At 50.1% G+C, this 21,207-nt stretch carries 15 protein-coding genes; 5 read left to right on the top strand and 10 right to left on the bottom strand.

Going from position 1 to position 21,207, the window contains the following annotated elements:
- The first annotated feature begins 204 nt into the window (after nucleotides 1-204).
- Entirely contained in the window at nucleotides 205-1,824 is a 1,620-nt protein-coding gene (locus IE065_RS07545) for an ABC-F family ATP-binding cassette domain-containing protein (protein WP_189513509.1), read from the top strand.
- A 55-nt stretch (nucleotides 1,825-1,879) separates the two neighbouring features.
- On the opposite strand, the gene IE065_RS07540 is transcribed toward IE065_RS07545, so the two are convergent.
- The 4 genes from IE065_RS07540 to IE065_RS07525 form a co-directional block, all read right to left on the bottom strand.
- Complete coding sequence (locus IE065_RS07540; RefSeq protein ID WP_189513507.1) at nucleotides 1,880-7,306, bottom strand: DNA repair ATPase; 5,427 nt, start codon at nucleotides 7,304-7,306, stop codon at nucleotides 1,880-1,882.
- An 80-nt stretch (nucleotides 7,307-7,386) separates the two neighbouring features.
- Entirely contained in the window at nucleotides 7,387-9,441 is a 2,055-nt protein-coding gene (locus IE065_RS07535; RefSeq protein WP_189513505.1) for a flotillin family protein, read from the bottom strand.
- Nucleotides 9,442-9,495: 54 nt separating this feature from the next.
- Nucleotides 9,496-10,056 (bottom strand): SPFH domain-containing protein, encoded by a 561-nt coding sequence (locus tag IE065_RS07530; protein WP_189513503.1) that lies wholly within the window; start codon nucleotides 10,054-10,056, stop codon nucleotides 9,496-9,498.
- Between the two features lie 8 nt (nucleotides 10,057-10,064).
- A complete protein-coding gene (locus tag IE065_RS07525) occupies nucleotides 10,065-10,736 on the bottom strand; it encodes a hypothetical protein (protein ID WP_189513501.1) in 672 nt (223 codons plus the stop codon).
- A gap of 105 nt (nucleotides 10,737-10,841) precedes the next feature.
- Here IE065_RS07525 and IE065_RS07520 point away from each other — a divergent pair, with 105 nt between their 5' ends.
- Nucleotides 10,842-11,906, top strand: a complete 1,065-nt coding sequence (locus IE065_RS07520) for a glucokinase (protein ID WP_189513499.1) — start codon at nucleotides 10,842-10,844, stop codon at nucleotides 11,904-11,906.
- Between the two features lie 17 nt (nucleotides 11,907-11,923).
- Here IE065_RS07520 and IE065_RS07515 read toward each other — a convergent pair whose 3' ends face one another.
- On the bottom strand, nucleotides 11,924-12,913 hold the full coding sequence (locus IE065_RS07515) for a fatty acid desaturase family protein (protein WP_189513497.1): 990 nt from the start codon (nucleotides 12,911-12,913) through the stop codon (nucleotides 11,924-11,926).
- Between the two features lie 162 nt (nucleotides 12,914-13,075).
- Between IE065_RS07515 and uvrB the strand changes: the two genes are divergently transcribed.
- The gene (gene uvrB, locus IE065_RS07510; RefSeq protein ID WP_189513495.1) at nucleotides 13,076-15,175 is read left to right on the top strand and encodes an excinuclease ABC subunit UvrB; all 2,100 of its coding nucleotides are present in this window, start codon (nucleotides 13,076-13,078) and stop codon (nucleotides 15,173-15,175) included.
- On the opposite strand, the gene IE065_RS07505 is transcribed toward uvrB, so the two are convergent.
- From IE065_RS07505 to rph, 5 genes are all read right to left on the bottom strand, one after another.
- On the bottom strand, nucleotides 15,172-15,555 hold the full coding sequence (locus IE065_RS07505; RefSeq protein WP_189513493.1) for a hypothetical protein: 384 nt from the start codon (nucleotides 15,553-15,555) through the stop codon (nucleotides 15,172-15,174). The genes uvrB and IE065_RS07505 overlap by 4 nt on opposite strands.
- A 110-nt stretch (nucleotides 15,556-15,665) precedes the next feature.
- Complete coding sequence (locus IE065_RS07500) at nucleotides 15,666-15,878, bottom strand: ribbon-helix-helix domain-containing protein (RefSeq protein WP_189513491.1); 213 nt, start codon at nucleotides 15,876-15,878, stop codon at nucleotides 15,666-15,668.
- Between the two features lie 242 nt (nucleotides 15,879-16,120).
- A complete protein-coding gene (gene sucD / locus IE065_RS07495; protein ID WP_189513489.1) occupies nucleotides 16,121-16,999 on the bottom strand; it encodes a succinate--CoA ligase subunit alpha in 879 nt (292 codons plus the stop codon).
- Nucleotides 17,000-17,032: 33 nt separating this feature from the next.
- Entirely contained in the window at nucleotides 17,033-18,223 is a 1,191-nt protein-coding gene (gene sucC / locus IE065_RS07490; protein ID WP_189513487.1) for an ADP-forming succinate--CoA ligase subunit beta, read from the bottom strand.
- A gap of 171 nt (nucleotides 18,224-18,394) precedes the next feature.
- A complete protein-coding gene (gene rph / locus IE065_RS07485) occupies nucleotides 18,395-19,126 on the bottom strand; it encodes a ribonuclease PH (protein ID WP_234043686.1) in 732 nt (243 codons plus the stop codon).
- A 308-nt stretch (nucleotides 19,127-19,434) separates the two neighbouring features.
- Between rph and IE065_RS07480 the strand changes: the two genes are divergently transcribed.
- Both IE065_RS07480 and IE065_RS07475 read left to right on the top strand, forming a co-directional pair.
- Complete coding sequence (locus tag IE065_RS07480; RefSeq protein ID WP_189513485.1) at nucleotides 19,435-20,106, top strand: hypothetical protein; 672 nt, start codon at nucleotides 19,435-19,437, stop codon at nucleotides 20,104-20,106.
- Nucleotides 20,107-20,336: 230 nt separating this feature from the next.
- The gene (locus IE065_RS07475; protein ID WP_189513483.1) at nucleotides 20,337-21,185 is read left to right on the top strand and encodes a carotenoid biosynthesis protein; all 849 of its coding nucleotides are present in this window, start codon (nucleotides 20,337-20,339) and stop codon (nucleotides 21,183-21,185) included.
- Nucleotides 21,186-21,207 lie beyond the last annotated feature (22 nt).

The raw sequence follows: 21,207 nt of genomic DNA, 5'->3' as shown, positions 1-21,207 counted from the left end.
GCGGGTTCGTGCTGGGACGGTCATAGGGGTAATTACGTAGTAAGGCAAACGGCATGCTCAAATTGCTTTCCAGATCGAGGGGGGGGCTTGAACTGTGAGATTAAAGACTAAGCTTTTTTAAATTACCGTATCTAGACTAAATTCTGTACTGGCCAGATTCACACTGAATGGCAATCTACTTGCTCCGTATTCATAGGAAGCATCATGATAGTTATCAACGACCTCAGCCTCGCCTATGGCGAAAAAGCTATTTTCAGCGAAATTAATGCCACCATCGGCCCACGCGATCGTATCGCGTTAATTGGGGTGAATGGTTCAGGTAAATCTACCTTAATTAAGGTGCTCCTTGGCTTGGCAGAGTATGACAGCGGGGCTATTGAGAAGCATTCATACGTGACGCTGGGCTATCTGCCCCAGGATGGCATTGAAGCACGTGGCAAAACTTTGTTTGAAGAGGTGGAAACCGCCTTTGCGGACATACTACAGCTACAGGAAAAAATCGATGCCGCCTCCGAACAAATGTACGAGCTGGATACTGATGACCCAGCGTACTATGAGCTTATTGACACGATTGGTGAGTGGGAGCAACAACTGGAAGATGCTGAACCGGCAAAAATAAAGTCTCAGATCGAGCGTATTCTACAAGGTCTTGGCTTCTCAATGAGTGATATGGGCCGTCAGACCGAGGAATTTTCCGGCGGTTGGCAAATGCGCATTGCCTTGGCTAAACTCCTTTTGAAAAAGCCTTCACTCTTGCTTTTGGACGAGCCGACGAATCACTTGGACATTATTTCTCAGAACTGGCTAGAGAAGTATCTGCAAGGCTATCACGGGTCGCTCATGGTTATCTCCCACGATAAGGCATTTCTGAATGCCGTGACCAATGCGACCTATGAGCTTAAATTTGGTAACCTTAACACCTATTCCGGCAACTACAGCTTTTACTTAAAGGAGAGCGCCGCGCGATTGGCTACGCAGCGCAAAAAGGCCGACAATCAGTCTAAGGATATTGCACGCCAGAAGGAATTCATCAACCGCTTCCGTGCGAATCAGAAGAAGGCGAGCATGGTGCAGAGCCGTATTAAGCAACTTGATAAGATCGAGCGTGTCGAAGTGGATCGTGAGGAGCGGAAAATTTATTTCCGTTTCCCCGAGCCACCGCCAGCAAGCCAGAAGGTGGTGGAAATTAAGGACATTTATAAATCCTATGGGGATATTCAGGTTTTCAAGGGCTTGAGTCTCCGGATTGATCGTGGTGACCGCATCGCAGTGGTTGGTGTCAACGGCGCGGGTAAATCCACGTTGGCTCGTATTCTCGCGGGAGTTGAGCCAGTTGATTCCGGCGAAATCGACAAAGGTGTAAATACTGTCATCGGATATTTCGCCCAGCAGCAAGCCGAAGAATTGAATCCAAATAACACCGTCCAAGAGGAGGCTGAAAGCGCTGTGGATGGAAACCCCAATGCGAACCCTCGTGCTGCTCTCGGCGCACTACTCTTTAGTGGCCAGGCGCAGCAGAAGTCCATCAGTGTGCTTTCAGGGGGAGAGCGTAATCGCGTTGCTCTGGCGAAGATGCTAATGCGGCCAGCTAACTGCATTATTCTCGACGAACCGACGAATCACTTGGACCTTCGCAGTAAAGAAGTGCTGCAGGAAGCAATCACCCTTTTTAGTGGCACCATGCTCATCGTTAGTCACGACCGAGATTTCCTCGATCCGGTGGTCAACAAAGTGTTAGAAATCAGCCCTAGCGGTAGCCGTTTGCTGACTTGTAATGTTAGCGAATACATCGCCCGTATTGAGGAGGAAGCCGCAGGCGCGTAGCTATAAGTGGCCTCTTGCTCCAATGAGGGTGGCTAGTTGATATATCTACCTGGCTTCAAAGCGAATCATCGGCCAGAGGTTTCTTCGGGCGCGTTTTTTTCGGCGGAGTATCTCGTTGGGCCTGCGGTTCGATACCGGTGTGGCGGAAGAGCACATGGAAGGCCTCAAGGATTTGATCAAGGGTGCTATCCGTTCTTTCGTCTAATGAAAGCTTTGGTAGGACAACGCTGGGGCGGGCTGCCAATTTCTCTCCCAACTTTTCGATGGCTTCTGCATAGATAGTCGCCGAGTCAGCTTGCGGTTTTGGTGTTGATTTGGGTTTAGCGGATTTTTCGAGACTGTTGACGAGTTTGTTGAGCAGTGTGGCTGCCTCGTCAGACAAGGCTAGGGTAGGTGGCTGTTCCGAGCGTTTGGGCAAGAGTTCACTGAGTTTGGCTAAAGTTGATTCGTCGAGTTGAAGCGGCTTGGGTTCTGGAGGGTTCGGGAATAGGGCACGAATCTTATCCAAGGTGCTTCCGTCGAAGGTAACGGGCTGACGCATTGCTGCGAGGCGCTCGCCCAGTGCAGATAAACCTTCGCTGAGTGCCGTGTTGTTGTCTGCCAACTGGCTGACGACTTTGTTGACTGGGTCGCTGTTTGCACCACCAAGTATCTTGTTCTTCGTAAAGCGTTTTTTAATCTCCTCCCAGCGTTCGAGTTCGGGGGGAGTGATTTTGCCCTCAAGTTGACGGAACTTGAGCAAATTCGCTTCAGCACCCTGGGTGAGGGTTTGGGCTTCATTTTCGTAGTGGTCATCGATCAGCGATTCGACTTCGCTGTCGCTCATTATTGGCAGTAGCTTTTCCGCAATTCGGTTCATGTTACGGTAAGAGCCTTGGAGCTTGAACGGAGGTTCTGTGCGGAAATCGTCAGCTTGCGCTGCGCTCTTAATATAAGCCAGATTGACCCGGAGAATTGTGTCGCGGACGCGCATCATCTTTTTCATGACGCCTACCATTTCTTCGACTTCTTCGCCCGAATAGCTACCCTCAAATTCGACGCCTTCTCGAATGCCCGTCTTCGCAATTTTAATGACTGCATAGACGTCAGTACGGCTTCGATTGGATAACGGACGAAGCGCGGTGTTAGAGGTCAGCGAATTCTCCAGATAGCTATCTTCAAAAGCGGTATGATGCCCGCCAATGATGTCGCCGAGGTTGTAGGTGTCGGCGCGGTTGGCGAGCATGTCCGGGATCTGAAATTTGCCACCCGTTTCGGTGTACGGATTGCCCGCCATAACGACAGCCACTTTACGGCCCTTTAAATCGTAAGTCCGCGCTTTGCCTTTGTAAACGCCTTCGATTTTACGCTGGGCATCGCAAAGAGAAATGAACTTTTGCAGCAGCTCTGGATTACAGTGCTGAATGTCATCCAGATAAATCATCACGTTGTCGCCCATTTCGAAGGCGAGATTGAGTTTTTCGACTTCCTCCGCCGCAGCCTTGTTGGGCGCATCTTCGGGGTCGAGACTGGTGACGTGATGTCCGATCGCAGGTCCGTTGACCTTGACGAAAGTAATGCCCAACCGGTTTGCGATATACTCCATGAGCGTGGTCTTGCCGTAGCCGGGGGGGGAGATGAGCAGTAGCATGCCCATGCGGTCGGTACGGGCGTCGCCACCTGCCGTGCCGATTTGTTTGGCAAGATTGTCGCCGATCATCGGCAGATATACTTTGTCCAGAAGTTGGTTGCGGACAAAGGCGCTCATCACTCGAGGCTTAAGCTCGTTAAGGCGTAAGTCTTCGCGCATGACATCGACGAGCTCGGCCTTACGCTCTTGGAAACGGCGGTAGAGCGGTACGACTTCGCGCTCATGCTCCCGCATCTTGGCGAGGAACTTATTGTAATGTAGGTAGATGACCTTGCCTTGGACGACGTCGTGATCTCCACGTAGGCCAGTGATCTCTGTTTCGATCGGGACATCAACAACGTGGCGCTTTTCAATTGGACCACGTAGTAGGTGCGCGGCAGCTTCGTCGAGATACTCAAATTGATTCTCGGGCATGTTCTGCGCCAATGCGTAGCCGCGTATCCAGTCTCGGAGGACTTGGAATTCACCCGGGGCATTACCGCGCATGGCGGCGCGTGCCTTTTCAAGCTTGTCGGTGAAGCGTTTGGATACGAGTTCGTGGTGGAAGCTTTCCGCCAATGAGGCGGCCTCAAGTGAAACGGTAAAGGACTCGGCGTCGATTAACTCATGAAAGAGATACTCGGCGGCATCTTCAGCCAGTTTCGCGTCACAAAGACCTGAGTCTTCGCAAAATGTAGTGATGCGCTTGTGCAATTCGTTGACATAACCCTGTTGAGTGCGGTGCTGGGGAAAGAGGCGAAGCATTTCGCCAAAAGCGTCGACCTTAGCCGATAGTAAATCGTTATCGGGAGTGCGGCCGATAAAGTGCTGCCAGTATACGAGGCCACAGGCGCGGGCATCAGGTGAGTAACGCAGAAGGCCGACAGTGCTGTGGATGGCCAGTAGGGCGTCGAGTATGCGAAACGCGTCCTCGTCATGCACCCCCTTCATGTAGCCCTCCTGATAGCGAGGGGCCATGAAACGTTGGACAAACTCTAGCCGTGCTTTGTCATCCAACGCTTGGTAGTCACTTGATGAAATGTTGAGATCGGAATTTTCCGCCTTATTTTTGGCGTCGAAATGCCTGAGTAATTGATAGGCTAGATATTCACCTCTGTAGACCACACGACTTTCACTGATGGCCTCCATTTCCCACACGGATCGTGTGTCGAGCAGCACCTCATCTTTAATCGGATCGAAAAACTGTGTGCCTGAGAGGTGGAAGTAAATACCGCCTTCTCGCTGGACGGTGGTCAGCGCTAGCTCTTGCGTATTAACACTGAAACTGTGCTGGCCAAAGCGGATAATGTCCTCGCCGTCGACAAAGAGTTCTTGCTTATCTTTGAGTTGTCGAATGGCATCACTTTGAACGGTTTTGAGCTGGCCAAGGATGTCGTCGCCCTTGAGGTTTTCGCCGATTTTTCCCAGTTCATCAGCGATGTCGCGGACTTTTTCGACCATGAGGTCGCTTGCGAAATAGCCGTTGATGTCTGTGATTTCCTTGAGGCCCTTAGCACGATTTTCAATGCCAGTCAGGATACGCTTTGCGCTGGTGAGCAGACGAGTCGTCTGTCGGTTACGCGACTCCTGAAGCGACATTTTCTTTGTTTCAAAAGCATTATAGAGTTCGTCACGCTTTGTCGTCAGCTGGTCGAGATATTCGTCGAAGTCTGCATAGCGGCCTTCAAGTTCCTCGAGCTGTACCATGAGCTTGGTCAGGTAATCATCGCACTGCTTAGGCGTTTCGCAGAGGTCCAGATAATTAGCAACCGCTTGGTTGAGTAGCTTGAGCTGGGCATTGAACTGAGCGGCACCTTCGACCAGCATGAGCTCTTTGCGCCGCGCCTTTAAATCGTTACGGACCTGGTTCAGGCGGGAGTAAATGTTGGAAATCGAGTCGATGATGCGCGTGGTTTGCGTTGCATCTTCAATCTTGAGGTTACCAACAATTTCAATGAGCAGCTCTAACTCAGCACCAGCTGCGTCAAGCTTTTCGCTGATTTCATTGGCCTGAGTGACCTTTTCAATTTGCTCGATCGCAGTAGCTTGCTCTTCAACAGCATTCCGATACGGGTCGAGCGCTTCATCGAGCAGGAGGAATTCTACTGCCTGCTGTGCGACCTGATCCGAGAGGGCTCGGACTTTGTTCTCCAGCTCCTCGCTGAGAGGAATGTTAGCGTAGCGCAGGTCACGCAGGCCGATTATCTCACCGCGCAATGTGCGCAAGTCTGCCAAACTACGGACGAAGCCAATGATATCGTCCGGCTTTGTGCTACTGACTTCGGTGGTGACTTTGCGCACGCGCACCTGAACGGCTTCAGTTTGCTCGTTGGTGGATTTACGGATGCGCTGGACCTTATCGAACTCATCGATCGCGCTTTGTGCGGTGCGATTGATTGTATATAGCGTTTCCTTGATATTCGCGGCCTCATCGCTGTTGAGCCAGAAATACGTATCGAGGATGTCGCTGCTAAGCTTTACAAGGTCAACATAGAGTCCAGTGTAGCTTTCGTCCTTTTGTAGGAGATTGTAAACCTCATAGCATTCGCTCATACTGCGGACGACTTCCTTGTTACCGACTTTAAACAGGTAGCTATCTGCCTTGCCGGTGGGGGGGAGGTCATCGTTGGTGAAAGGTGTCTGCCAGATTTGCAGTGAGTGGTGTTTCTGCGCCTCGTCACCACCGCGGAAGTAAACCATCTCGCCGTTGTCAAAAATCGTGAAGCCGTGGCAGATGATTGGCGTGCCGACAGTTTGCTGGATGAGATTGTAGCTCATCAGCACGTATTCGCCCGTTACCCGTTCGTAGAAAGAAAACAGGAAGTCCTCGCCATTGGGCGATTTCACGAGTCGCTCGAACCACATGTTACTGTGTGAGCTGTCGAACAGTTTACACTCACCACTATGCAAGTAATAGCCGTTCGCGAAGATCACGCCTTGTTCTTCGGGGAGAGCGACACAACTTGAGCCAATTGCATCACTGCGGCGTACCTCTTTCACCTTGCTGTTGTAGATGAAATAGCGCGTCTTTTTTTCCTGATAGGGAAGGATTCGTAACAGTATTAGTTCTCCGACAACGGCATAGAAAATATCAGCATCATCCAGTGTTTGATCAACGTGATCAACGGGCTCGGAATAAATTCCTTCGCCAGAGGTGGTGTTGTCTTCAATTTTGATCGTGAGGTCGCCGCCGACTGTTTCTACAAAGAGCTTATCTTCGATGGAGATGTGCGGATGCTGACCGCTGCGCTGCATTTCACGATGGGCGCGTGTCCAGGTAAACGAATGTTGCGGAGGGAAGGTGTATTCTGGGTCGAAGCGATTCCCCAGATAGTTTAGCCCGTCATCAGTGATGAGCCACTTGAATACCTTGATGTCTCGAATGTCATCGCTGATGCGAAACGCCATGTAGAACTCGTGACCACGTAGGAGGAATTTCACGAAGCTCGTTGCCTTGTAATACTTATAAAGGTAGGCGAAGTCCTCTTGGAACTCCTGATTGCTAATTATATCGAGAGCTTCTGTGTGGAAGCTTTGATCCTCGCCATCTAAGCGATAAGCCGCAAAGACGTCGCCGATCTGCATCTGCGATTTTAGGCCGAGTTTGACGTTGTAACCGAACAAGAAACGACCACCCGGCAGCGAAACCATATCCCGAGGCGTACAGTTATGCTCGGTGGTTATGCGGTCAGTGGCGATGAGCTTGTTTTCGATCGCGCCGAAAACGGATTGCCGATTGATGTTGAGAGTCTGTAGCCGCTTGAGTAGCTCGGCGGACTGGGTGTCCAGACGCTGTCTGATGACCTCATAGGCACCACCTTCGAGCTTGGGTGCCGAGGCAGGTGCGGGGGTGTCGGTTGCTGTATCAGCCATAGCTATGATGTTCCTAGTCTTTATCCATAGCCCCTAGTCGCTGTATCTTTAAGCGACTAAGGCCTGCTAGATTCTAGTGATCAGTTTCTGATCAGCGTGTCGAAGAATTCGCCAGCCTTCTTACTGCTAATACCGTATTTTTCAGCGAGTGACAGCAGGTCGTTGGCTTCCTTCTTATCGTTGCCATCGGCCTTATCAGCAATGCGGGAGAGAAGGGCAGCGACAGAGAGATTTTTGATGTCTTCTGTCGATATGTTGAACTGCTCGGTCCATGCCTTCAGCTTGGTCTTGAAGTATTCAGGGTCACCATTGAAAAAGGTGTCCTTGACGTCGGTCAGGGCATGGGAGTTATCGATCAAGCGATCGATGGATTTACCGCGAGTAACGGCACCTACGACACGGTCATAGAAGTCTGTGCTGCCACCGACGATGTCGACCTTGGTGTTCTTGAGTGCTTCGCCGAGGACGTGTGCCTGATACTCGGCGATCTTCTCGTTGATGGCGATTTCTGCGAGTTCGATTTCTTTGTCTTTTTGCAGACGTAGCTTGAATTCTTCGTGTTCTTTTCCGGCTTCGTTGAAGACTTTCATAGCATCGGCCTTCTTGTGGATACCTTCGGCTTCGGCCAAGAACTTCTTTTCATCGGCACTAGCGTTGGCTGCACCCTTCTCGCTGATGCCCTTGGCTTCAGCCAGAAATTTAAGTTCGGCAACGGAGGCCTCGGCTTCGCCTTGTTTTTGAAACGCGCTTGCTTTCGCTTCCAAGACTTTCGCATGGCCAAGACCTTCTGCGGCAGATTCAGCGGTAACACCCTCGGCGAGGGTCTTTTTGGCTGCAGCTTCGCGACCGGCTGCAGTTTCATGCGCTTCGGCAGAAATTACGGTTTCCTCGGCCTTCAGCTCAATGGATTTCTTGGAGGATTCTGCCTTACGAACTTCATGGTAATACAGTTCATCTGCCTTGAGTTGTTCGGCTTCCTTGCTGGCTTGGGCAGTTTTAACCTTTTCGACGAGTTGCTCTTCGGCGCGTTGTTCTGCTTGGGTAATTGCGACTTTTTTCGCACGATCGGCACCCGCAAAGGCCTCAGTATCTTTGATTTTTTCCTGCTCTACAACGACGGTTTTTTCGACCATCACGCGCTCTTTGATGACTTCTTGTATTTCGCGTTTTTCTTTTTCAATGGCCTTGTCTTTTTCGATGTCGGCGAGGGAAGTAACCTTATCGCGCTCAACGACTTCCAATTGACGATCACGCTCTACACGCTCGGTTTCAATGGCTTCCGTGCGTTGTTTAGATTTTTCCGCCACGATGATTTGGCGGAGCTTATTCTCCTCGGCTATAGCTAGTTCTTCCTCGGTTGCAATACGGGCCGTTTCGGCGCGCAGACGCTGTTCCTCATGGACGCGGGCCGCTTCTGCTTCTTCGCGAGAGGTGATGACGGCAACTTCGCGCTTCTGCTTTTGCTCGGCTTCGGCGAGTTGTTTTTCCAGTTCCAGGACGGCCTCACGGGCCTCGACGTTCTGTTTGGTGATCGTTTTGATACGATCTTGGTCGATTTGATTGGCGAGGATCTTTTCGCGGGAGGTGCGATCGGTGATCTTCTTGATACCTTCAGCGTCGAGAATGTTATCTGGGTTGAGCTCGGTTAGCGCCGTTTGCTCGAGATAATCGATGGCGGCGTCATCGAGCACGTAACCATTGAGATCTACACCGATGACCTTCTTTATTTCATCGCGGAATTTTTCGCGCTCGATGTAGAGCTCTTCAAAGTCGAACTGCTTGCCGACAGTCTTGAGCGCTTCGGAGAACTTGGCGTCAAAGAGTTCACGAATCTTATCGAGGTCGCTGGCGCGTTCGCAACCAATCGTGGTGGCGACTTGGCGAACGTCTTCGATCGTGTCATTGATCCGGACAAAGAAGTCGACGGTGATATCGGCCCGAATGTTATCTCGGCAAATAAGGCCTTCCTTGCCACGGCGATCAACGCGGACGCGTTTGATCGAGATGTCCATGACCTCAAGGCGGTGGAGAACGGTGAAATAAAGGATCCCGGAGAAGGAGACTTTGATGCCTCCCATGCCCGTGCGAACCATGGCGCGACCTTGAGGGGTGTTTTTATAGACTGGAATGAACATGACAGTGTTGGTTGTTAGTTATGGCTTGTTTTAATGTTTAGTTTTAAATCTATTTTAGAGCAAGCGGGTGCTCTGACGTGAGCTGATGTCTGGCGGGAATTTATCGATGTGATCGAGGGCAATGCTATCCACGGCCAGTCCAGGAGTAAGTATGGTTAATCGTTCACTGAGACTGGATTTGAAATCATCGGGTTGAGATTGGATTTGTGACCATGAGCAATTGCCCGCAATGGTGCGAATCGATTGAGCGACGTCATCGCTGATTGCAGCGACTAGGGCGGGCTCATCATTAAGCGTTTGCGCGCTGAAATGGTTAATTGCTTGGAGAATTGCGGACTCTTCGGCTGACACTCGGAAAAATAAGCTGATTTCGAGATCGAATAATTGTTGGTCAGCGGAGATGAGTGGATTATTCGGCCCACGAAATGACAGAGGAATTCGGGTGAGGGTGAGATCCAAACTCTCAGATTGATGGACTCCTGGTAAAACGAGCACAGAGCCAGTGGTAGCGCGGGTGCTGCCCAAGCCAGTGCGCACTAAGGCTTGGCCTGGGGCAGGGGTTCGCACGCATGCAAGCAGCAAGCCTCCGATGAGCAAAGCGATCGCTATGGACACGAAAGCAGTCACTTTGAATTTCCTTTGGGCAAAGATGGCTCTTCAACTGTTTTTACAACCAAATAGGTCTTTCCTTTACGGCCTTTGCGTACGATTTTGGCATAATCACCCTTAATAAGAGGCTCGGAACCGGGGAACAGATCTACGCTAAAGCGGCAGGGGACACCGTCATGATAAACTTCGATTTGGCCGAAGGTCTCAGTGACTTCACTGGTGATTACTACCCCAATTGCGTCTATGAAGCTTTCATTTTGAGGTGTGATACCGAAAATTTTTCGGATTAATCGTGACAGAAAACGCATGATAGCTCGCGTGATAAAAAGCGCGACTGCGAGCGAGGCAGCCATGATAGCCATGCCAATTGCCCATACGCTAGCTGGGTTAAAAAAATGGTTCAGCGTCATCATCATTCCCCACATTAAAAAAGCGAAGAATGAAAGTGCCACGGTGAAAGGTGCCTCGCCATCACTCAGGACTCGAGAGAATTTGCCGAGGACCGTGCCACCTTCCGTGTCCACATCGGTATCTAAATCAGCATCCATGTCGAAATCGATTACGGCACCGAACAGGCCAGCAATTATGCTGAATACCCAATACAAGAGTACGAGGGCTAATAGTGCAGTAAAGGGCAAATTATACCAGCGGAGTGCCTCGGTGTAAATCTGCTGTAGTTGTTCCATGGAGATTGGTTTGCTTTTGTCGTTTAATCTTGGTTTTGTCCAGTATAGTCGACGTTAATACTCCGTTACTATTATATTAAACACACTTGTTTGTAATCACCGAACATGCGCACGACCTGGCATTCCACTGAAACGACTTTCACCCGCTTCCTGCTGGCAGGCGATATTGGCGGCACTAACAGCAACTTGGCGTTGGTGGGAGAAAATGACGGTCATTTTACGCTTCTAATTGAATGCGTGTTCCCCAGTCCTGAGATCAAGGGACTCATTGAGCCGATTAGGCAAACTCTCGCTGAGGCGGGTAAACGGCTGGATGGCATCAAGATTGAGCGTTGCTGCATTAGCGGGGCAGGGCCGGTGGAGAACAATTACTGTAAGCTGTCCAATCTATCTTGGAACATTGATGGCAAAGAAATTGCGGCAGCCATTGGGATTCCGACGATCGTTATCAATGATTTTCTGGCCATTAGCTATGGTGTGCCACTGCTAGACGTCAACGATCCATCGAAAATTACTCAATTGCCTCATTCGGACGGCAGTCTGTCGAAACCGTCTGGCGACGTATCACTGATTATCGGAGCTGGCACTGGTCTGGGAGTAGGCTTTGTCATTAACCATGGCGGTAAAATGGTCGCCTATCCATCGGAGGGTGGACACGCGAGTTTCGCAAATTTTGACGCGGAAACGAGCGAATTGAAGCATTATGTGACGCGAAACACCAACTTTGCCTCGGAAATCGAGCTTTTGGTGTCCGGACGAGGGTTGGCGAATATCTTTAATTTTTACCGAGATGTGCGAAAGGTCACTTTGACGGGTATTTTAAAGGACATTGATGCGGCACCAGACTCAGACAAGCCCGCCATGATCGGGGCACACGCGGACAATAACCCCGTTTGCCGTGACGTGTTGAGAATGTTTATTAAAGTCTATGGACGGATTACGGCGGATTTCGCTACCGTGCTTTTGCCCTCCAATGGCATTTACCTAGCGGGGGGGATTGTAGAGAAAAACGACTCGTTCTTTGCGGATGGCAAGCAGTTCATGTATTACTTCGAGCAGAACTTTCGCCCGAATATCCAAGAAATTCTGAAGAAATTTCCGGTCTACATTATCCGTGAGTACAGCATTTCGCTTTATGGAGCGGCTAACGCCGCTGTACTGCTGGATTGAGTCTATCTCGCTTGTGGTTATGCCGCTAAGGCATACATTTCTCGTCGAGAAATCATGCGCTGTTGAGCGGGGTCCCACACGTGAAGGCTCAGACAACTAGAAATGTCTTTAAACTTCAGTGAAGTTGTTTTGGGCGTCTGTAACTCGGGCATGCTCCGATACACCTCAGGTAGGCGGTAGAATGGGATTTTGCTATTAAGGTGGTGGATATGGTGGTAGCCGATATTCGCAGTGAAATAGTTCATCAATGGCCCCATCTTACAGTAGCTGGAGGATTGCAGGGCGGCACCTTCATAGGTCCAGCCGTCTCGGTCAAGATAGGTTACTGTGGGGAAATTGTGCTGTGCATAGAAGAGGTAGGCTCCCAGAGCGCCTGCGAAGAATTGTGGAAGGAACCAGGCGAAGAACATCGCTTGAAGACCGAATATAAGTCCGAGAACGGTATAAATCGCCGCGTGAACGAGCAAAGCAGCTAGGCAGTCCTGATGTTTACGATGTTTTTCAAAAAAAGGCGCAATACACATGCCAAATACGAATGCTGTGAAATAACCGCACAGAATCGTGATGGGGTGGCGGTTAATCTCATAAAAGAAGCGCTCTTGCCTAGTTGCTTGTAGGTAACGTTCAGCAGTCATGACTGGAAACGAACCAAATGGCGGCACCTTCAATTTGGAATTGTGGTTGTGATGGTGGTTATGTGAATGCGTCCAAATACCGTTGGGTGTCAGGGCGATCATGCCCCAGACGCGCATTGCAACCTTAAGAAACTTGCTGTGCGGTAAAATTGCGTGGTGCTGATGGTCATGGTAGATGACGAAAAATCGGACGAGAAGCAGGCTCATCATAACAGAGCAACCAAGTTGGAATATCCAATGTGTGCTTAAGGCAGCACCTGCCATGGCGGCGGCGAGCAAGATTAGTGTGGAGAAGATCGCCCACCAACTGGCGGTTGAATAGTCGTGAGCGTATTGTTTCGTCGCCAAAATAAGGGCTTTTCCGTTTACCATATAAATTGAAAGTTGTTTTTTTTGTGCACGGGATAATCTGCAATGCACATTACTGCTGAATTAGATGAAGCCCGAGAAATTAGGGGTAACGCCAATTAGCAAACTTCATCTACGCGGTATTTTCTGCACTATGCAAATTTAAGTTACGGCTAATTGCGGAAAATGATTAGCGCAAATTTGAGCAGTAGTTGCTTTTCTCTCATCCCGCCCTATGGTTCATGGATCGTGGATTTCCAGTTGCAGTCCGAATATGACCCTCAAGGTGACCAGCCTGACGCCATTAAATTACTGGCTCGTTCACTGAGGGCTGGTAATCGATTTCAGACATTGATGGGGGTGACGGGATCGGGAAAGACCTTCACGATGGCCAATATTGTCCAAGAACTACAGCGGCCGACTTTGGTCATTTCGCATAATAAAACCCTGGCGGCACAGTTATATTCTGAATTTAAGAGTTTCTTCCCGAATAACGCGGTTGAGTACTTCGTCAGCTACTACGATTACTATCAACCTGAGGCCTATGTGCCGCAGACCGATACCTACATCGAGAAAGATTCGAGCATCAACGACGAAATTGAACGTCTGAGAATCTCGGCGACAAGCTCACTAATCAGCCGTCGTGATGTGCTGGTTGTGGCAAGTGTCAGTTGTATCTATGGATTGGGGTCGCCGGAGGATTTCCGCGAAATGATGATTCCGCTACGGGTTGGGGAGGAATTTGGACGAGACCGCCTGCTTGAGCGACTTGTTGAGAACCTATATGAACGGAATGACATTGCATTGACGCGTGGTAAGTTCCGTGTTCGAGGTGAGGTCGTGGACGTCTTTCCTGCCTATATGGAAAGCGCCATTCGCATTGAGTTCTGGGGGGACGAAATTGAAGCGATCACTGGTCTAGATCCTTTAACGGGGGCTACGGGCGAACATCTGAACCATTTTCAGCTCTACCCGGCCAATCAGTACATTACTCCCCGTCGCAAGCTGGAAACTGCGGTTGAGGCAATTCGCGATGAGGCTAACCAACAGGTAGCAAAGTTTGAGCAGGACCGTCGCTTGATAGAAGCACAGCGGATAAAGATGCGTACAGACTATGATCTGGAGTTACTGCAAGAGATGGGTTTTTGCAACGGAATCGAGAATTATTCACGGCATTTGTCTGCTCGTAAGGAAGGGGAGCGTCCATGGTGCCTGATCGACTTTTTTCCGAAAGATATGCTGTTGATCATTGACGAGAGCCACGCCACGGTACCGCAGATTGGTGCCATGTATTTTGGCGACCGTTCACGTAAGGAGCGATTAGTGGACTTTGGTTTTAGACTTCCTTCGGCTTTAGATAATCGACCGCTCAAGCCTGATGAATTCTGGGATGTTACTGGGCAATGTGTCTTTGTATCGGCGACGCCCGCGAAGTTGGAGTTCGAGAAATCCAGTGTGATTGCGCATCAGGTGGTACGTCCGACTGGTCTGCTGGATCCAGTGATGGAGATGCGCTCTACGACTGGCCAAGTCGAGGATTTGATTGGCGAAGTAAGGACTGCGGTTGATGCGCAGGAGCGTGTGCTCGTGACGACCTTGACCAAGCGCATGAGTGAGGACCTAACTAGCTATTTGCGGGAGGCTGATATTCGAGTAGAATATCTACATAGCGATATCGACGCCATTGAGCGGGTGGAAATTCTGCGTAATCTGCGCCGCGGTGAATTCGATGTGCTTGTCGGGGTGAATTTACTACGTGAAGGGCTGGATTTGCCGGAAGTTGCATTAGTCGCGATCCTTGACGCCGACAAGGAAGGTTTTTTGCGCAGCGAAACAAGTCTAATTCAAACAGCAGGTCGCGCGGCACGTCATGAGAAGGGACGAGTGATTCTTTACGCGGATAAGCTTACTGATTCACTTCGCCGCACAATTGCGATTACTGAAGATCGCCGAGCTAAGCAGATTGCTTACAACAAGGAGCACGGGATTACTCCTCGTAGCGTCCGTCGCGCCGTGCAAGCGAGCTTACATCGACAGGAAGCTGCAGAAAACCCAGTTGATTTTAAAGCCGCAGGTGGTGATCAAGATGTAGCTGCAGTTTTGGCGGAGCTTGAGGCAGATATGTTAGAGGCTGCAAACAATCTGGAATTTGAACGTGCGGCAGTGTTGCGTGACCAAATTGAGGCTTTAAAGAGCGGTGCGGCGACAAGCGACTACGACGAATCTGGTCCCACTCGACGCCGTAAGCGCGCAAAGAAGGGGAAAAATATGCGCTGGGGACGTTAATCCCTTTTGGCATGCCGAAGCGAGGCTGGCAAAAAAAGGATGAAGCTCTGTGCAACGAGTAGGGCAGTTAAGTAGAAAAAAAGCCACTCTTCGATGGGCACACCGAACGGTTTGAGGAAGAATTGAAGAAAGGGTGAGCTAACGGCTCCAGCGAGAATGAGTTTTTCATCAAAATGCCAGACTTCGAAGTGCACCGCTACAATATCTGTCAGGGCTAAGTAGCTACCCAATAGTATGGCTGGGTAAAAAATCGCGTGTCGATTCTGCCAAAGTAACCGTGGAAAACCAAGCCACTGAAGCGCAATCACTGCGCCGAGCCAAGCCAGTAGGTGAAATACGTAATAAGCATTTGAAGGCAACCAGTGGGCATAGATATTCACTCAGCTATTGAGATGCTTAACAGCCTAATTAGCAAGAAATACAAAATCTCGCCACCGAAGTGACGAGATTTATTATTGGGGCAATTCAGTCGACTTCCGCCGACAGAACATTAAGCTTTAGAAGCTTTTTTCTTGAAACGCTTGGGAGGTTCCGACGCTTCAACATCCCCCGCCAACGACTCAAGGTGCGTGGCGATGAAGTTAGACCTATTGCGGTTTTCCGTGGCCGCAAGACGGTCAATTTTTTCTACCAGGTCCTGAGGCAGGCTGATAGATATTTGTGTTTTTCCGGGCGCGCGCCCATGGGTTTGTTTTTTAGCCATAATCTAAGTTGCTTATCAAGAATCTCTTATCGGTAAGGATTGGGTCACAAATTTGCAACACATTAAGCAGGATATTTTTTCATCTATTGCTTAATCGTAATTGCCTCTGTGCTCCTCGTTATTGAATGATATAATATAAACGGAATTGCTGCTCCATGCTTTAGCATTAGTTAAGAAAAAAATGCAAGAAAGCATGCCAGATCGTTTTATTTGGCAACTTAGGGGAACGATGAAGGCTTTTGCTAACCGTAGATGGAAAGCAAAGTTTCGCCGATTTCTGAGGGTGTTGGAGCTACGGCAATACCTGCGTCTTTGAGCGCAGCAATCTTAGTTTCCGCACTTCCACTGGATCCTGATACGATGGCACCAGCATGGCCCATGCGACGTCCTGGAGGAGCGGTCGTGCCCGCAATGAAGGCAGCGACGGGCTTCTTGACGAATTCTTTGATGTAGGCTGCTGCTTCCTCTTCTGCGCTTCCGCCGATTTCACCAATAAGAATGATGGCCTCAGTTGCTGGGTCTTCGTTGAAGAGCTTGACGGCATCCAGGTGACTGGTGCCATTGATTGGATCACCACCAATACCGATGCAAGTGCTTTGACCGTGCCCCCGCTGAGTCAGTTGATAGACCGCTTCGTAAGTTAACGTGCCAGAACGGCTAACGACACCGACTTTACCTGGTTGTGCGATGTAACCGGGCATGATGCCAATATTGCATTCGCCAGGGGTCATAATGCCTGGGCAATTAGGGCCAATTAGCCGTGTTTTACCGCCTGACTTGATCAGTGCATCTTTAACCGCGGTCATATCCCGTACGGGGATGCCTTCGGTAATGCAGATGATTAGTTCGATGCCAGCGTCAATGGCCTCCAAGATGGAATCTGCTGCAAAGGGGGGGGGGACGAAAATGACAGACGTGTTGGCTCCTTCTTTGGCGACAGCGTCATGGACAGAATTGAAAACAGGTAGTTTGTCTTCCCATCGTTGTCCACCTTTACCAGGAGTGACTGCGGCGACGTAATTGGTGCCGTAGGCGATGTTATTAAGGGCGTGTTTGGTTCCGGCTTTGCCGGTAATGCCTTGCCCGACTACGCGGGTGTTTTTGCCAACGAGGACGCTCATGATCGTAATGCTAAGGGTTTCTGGGAAATAAATTTAGTTGGCCTCGGCAACCAGCTTGACAATTTTTTGGGCGGCGTCCGAGAGGGAATCTGCTGGTGTCAGCGCTAGGCCGCTATCGGATAGCGCTTGTTTGCCTTCTGCGACGGAGTTTCCTTCTAGGCGAACGACCAACGGGACGTTAATTTCAACGTTCTTGGCTGCTTCAATAATGCCGTCAGCAATCGTCTTACAGCTCATGATGCCGCCAAAAATGTTGACCAAGATGCCCTTTACATTCGGGTCACTCAAGATGATCTTAAAGGCTTCGGTGACCTGATCGGCGTTAGCGCCGCCGCCTACATCAAGGAAGTTTGCGGGATTGCCACCGAAGTGCTTAATAATGTCCATCGTCGCCATGGCGAGGCCAGCGCCATTGACCAAGCAAGCGATGTTGCCATCCAGCGCAATGTAGCTGAGACCGGTGTCGGACGCCTTGACTTCCTTGGGGTCTTCTTCGCCAAGATCGCGTAGGGCGACGATTTCCGGGTGCCGGAAGAGGGCATTGCTGTCAAAATTGACTTTGGCGTCGAGGGCCAAAATGTCTCCCGCGGGAGTGGTGATCAGTGGGTTAATTTCCACCATCGATGCGTCGGTTTCCCAGAACATCTTATAAAGTCCGCTCAGGAGCTTATCCAACTGCTTGAGCTGGTTTTTGTCGGAAAAGCCAAGGCCAAATGCAATTAGGCGTTTATGGAAAGGCATGATGCCGGTCGCTGGGTCGATGATCACGCGGATGATCTTCTCGGGACTCTCTTCGGCGACGGTTTCGATGTCTACGCCGCCTTCAGTCGAGGCGATGATAACGGGTCTGCTACTTGCGCGATCGAGAAGAATCGCCAGATAATATTCCTTCTGAATGTCGCTGGCTTCTGTGAAATAGACCGTCTTGACTTCACGGCCTTCAGGGCCGGTTTGATGGGTGACGAGTGTGTTGCCCAGCATTTTGCCCGCAACTTCAATCGCTTCTGTTCTAGGCAGCACCTTCACGCCGCCTTTGAAGCCGCTGGTAAAAGTCCCTTTCCCGCGTCCACCTGCGTGGATTTGTGATTTTACCACAACGACGTCGCCGTTGATAGAATTAAGAGCCGATTCAAAATCGTCTGCGCTTTGAGCAGCTTTGCCGGCAGGGACGGCAATGCCATATTTGGAAAACAATTCCTTCGCTTGGTATTCGTGAATATTCATGGGTGCAGGAGGAGGGCTGGACGGCAAAGTGTCTGGTTCAACTTTCGTTTTGCAACGTTAATTTGCTCGGTTTACGCGGTATTTTGGCCGTTTGGGAGATGTTCCTAAACTTAATTTCTTTCAATGTATCATTAAATGGATTTCCATTCATTTAATGGACGGAATGGGCGACTAACTTAATGCTGCCAACTGTAATGTGCTAATTTCGCCAATACCTTTTTTGGCTAGAGCCAGCAGACGGTCGAGTTGTGCGTGGGTAAAGGTGGCTTCTTCGCCGGTGCCTTGTACTTCAACGAATTCGCCCTCGCTAGTCATAACCACATTGAAATCAACGTCGGCGTCACGGTCTTCTACATAAGGCAAATCGAGCACTTCCAGCCCTTGCCACACTCCGACGCTGACGGCGGCGACAGACTTTTCCATTGGATTTTGCTTGAGTACACCATCGGCTAGGAGGCGATTGATGGCAATTTTAGCGGCGACAGAGGCACCGGTTATCGAAGCCGTGCGCGTGCCGCCATCCGCTTGAAGGACGTCGCAATCGATCCAGAGTGTCATGCCGGGCATCTTCTTGAGATCAAGAGCTGCACGCATGGAACGACCAATGAGGCGTTGGATTTCAACGGTACGGCCATCAACGCGCCCTTTTGAACTGTCGCGCTGCTTACGGTCGTGTGTGGAATATGGTAGCATTGAATACTCTGCAGTAATCCAGCCGCCTTCAACACCTTGCGCATTCATCCAGCCGGGGACGCGCTTCTCAATCGTCGCGCCGCAAATGACACGGGTATTGCCAAAACTGACGAGTACAGACCCAGTGGCATTCGGAGCGATACCGGGTTCAAATGTTATGGTACGAAGTTGATCACAAGTGCGACCGTCTAGGCGGATATTTTCAGACATGGAAGGAGGTAAGTCTTTAAAACTCGAATGTTAAAGGTTAAAGTAAGCGATTGGCTGATTCTTTGCGCCCTTGGACAAGGGCTAAAGGCCTTGCTTTTGAGCAGGCTAAAACGGGATTCATTAGAACCTTAATTCTGCCAGTGGCTAAGGCTTTTATTAGGGAGAAATGTTCGTCTAACGGCAAAATTTTTACGATTTCTTCAGCGCCTTAAATCTTCGTGTTTTTGCGATAGTCTGATAAGGTGTTTACATTGCAGCAATTGAAAGTCGCCCGTACAATTAACATCCATTATACTGATTATTACGCTATGAAACATAAACGACACTACCTATCCGTTGACGAACTACTCTATCTCGCTCAAGCACCTAAATCACTGATCCTCGAAATTCTGAAGACGCCCTCGGCAGAGTGCCACTTACTAGAAATTGACGCATTCACCTCTTGGGACAAGGAACGGCAGCGAGACTACCTCGTTGCAAAATATCGTTTGCAGGAGGTCATTACAGATGGCACACGCTACACGAACTTCTTGGTTGATCTTTCTAACCTACAACTCACCAGCCTTCCTCCTGAAATTCATTATGTCGTGCGCCGCGCCAAGCGTTTCCGTCTCGACCTTTCGGGCAATCAATTCACGCACTATTATCTCATTCGTCGCGCGATTACCCATGATCTACCGGATCATGGGATTCCCTTTGATGCAATCGATCTGGATGGTAACTTAATCGAGGATATGTCTCCAGAAATGATCGGGCGCGGGAAGATTTCAGCCCATTATCTTGAGGAATACTGGCTGCGGCACTGGGCCAAGCCCTACACGATTGCTCACAAGGTAACCAAGACCATGGGGATGCAACGCTTTACTGGGCAGGATGTTGTTAACTCAATCAAGCTCATGCTACACATGACTGGGGCCGCTCACGCCACTGAATTACATTCGTACGATAGCGAAGACCTGCTCGACGCCATCAGCGCCTGATAAAAGGCTGCTGCCTTCTTTCTGGATGTCTGCTCAAAATAGCCGTGGCGGACATGCTTTGTTGTCTTGCTCCTAAGCTATACTTGGCCATGATTGCATGGCAATATCTGCTCTGTGCTGCTGTTCATTCATACCCTTTGGCTTGCGAGCCATGAAAAAGGGTCGAGGAATGGAAAATTGCGCTTTAAGTGAGCTTGCGGCGGGTAGGTTTACTGTGCAGATTTCGGGCAATGTTTCGCCGCCTATTTCATATCATACTGGTCTGGTACGCGGTCTGGTTCCTCGTGGGACTAGTCGTAGTAGCGATTCCGTATGAGTCGCCAGTTGGCCACTGGGAGGATTTGCTGTTCATGTTGTTGGCTGCGGCAGTCATTTTCATGGACGCAGTGCGAAGGATCGGCTGGGGGGCGGCTGGCGCGATTTTTCTGTGGATTGCTATTCTATCAGGTGTGGTGGAAATGCTGGGTGCGATGACGACCTATCCTTTTGGTCATTATTCTTACACTGGTCTGTTCGGCCCAACAATTGGAGGCGTTTTGCCATGGGCAATTCCGCTGGCTTGGTGGGTGGTGCTTTATCCATTGCTGTTGTTTTTTTCCGTTCTGTCTCGCGAGCGTATGCTTAGCTCCGGTTTCGTCGCATTTTCAGTTGCATTTATGGCGACTGCCATTGATTTAGCGCTTGAGCCTGTGGCCACGATTGTACGTGGATACTGGATCTGGTGGGGTGGTAATGGTGACTACTACTACGATGTGCCGCTACAGAATTTCCTCGGTTGGTTCGTGACCGCATTTTTGATTATTTGGCCAGTTCAACATTATCTGGGGCGATTTTTAACCGAAGGTTACCTGTCACCTGGTGCCATGTTTTTACCTTTGGCAGCTTTGCTGAGTGTTTTGGCCAGCTTCCTCGTTGCAGGCTTGGTGCATGGTCTTTGGTTGGCAAGTGCCTGGACTGCGTTTCTTAGCTTGATGTTCGCTCTGGTGATCTTTCGCTATGCTTGGCCGCGGCGTGATGTCTTTATGCTCAAGCACGAGGGCCGCTACCGTAGTGGCTTTCGTCCTCGGCGTGTTCGTTAACCAACTTGGGCGTTGTTTTTTT

The organism is Cerasicoccus arenae, from assembly GCF_014651635.1.
Classification (GTDB): Bacteria; Verrucomicrobiota; Verrucomicrobiia; order Opitutales; family Cerasicoccaceae; genus Cerasicoccus; species Cerasicoccus arenae.
The sequence above is the reverse complement of the archived record's forward strand: the minus strand, read 5'-3'. Positions and strand labels throughout refer to the sequence as shown.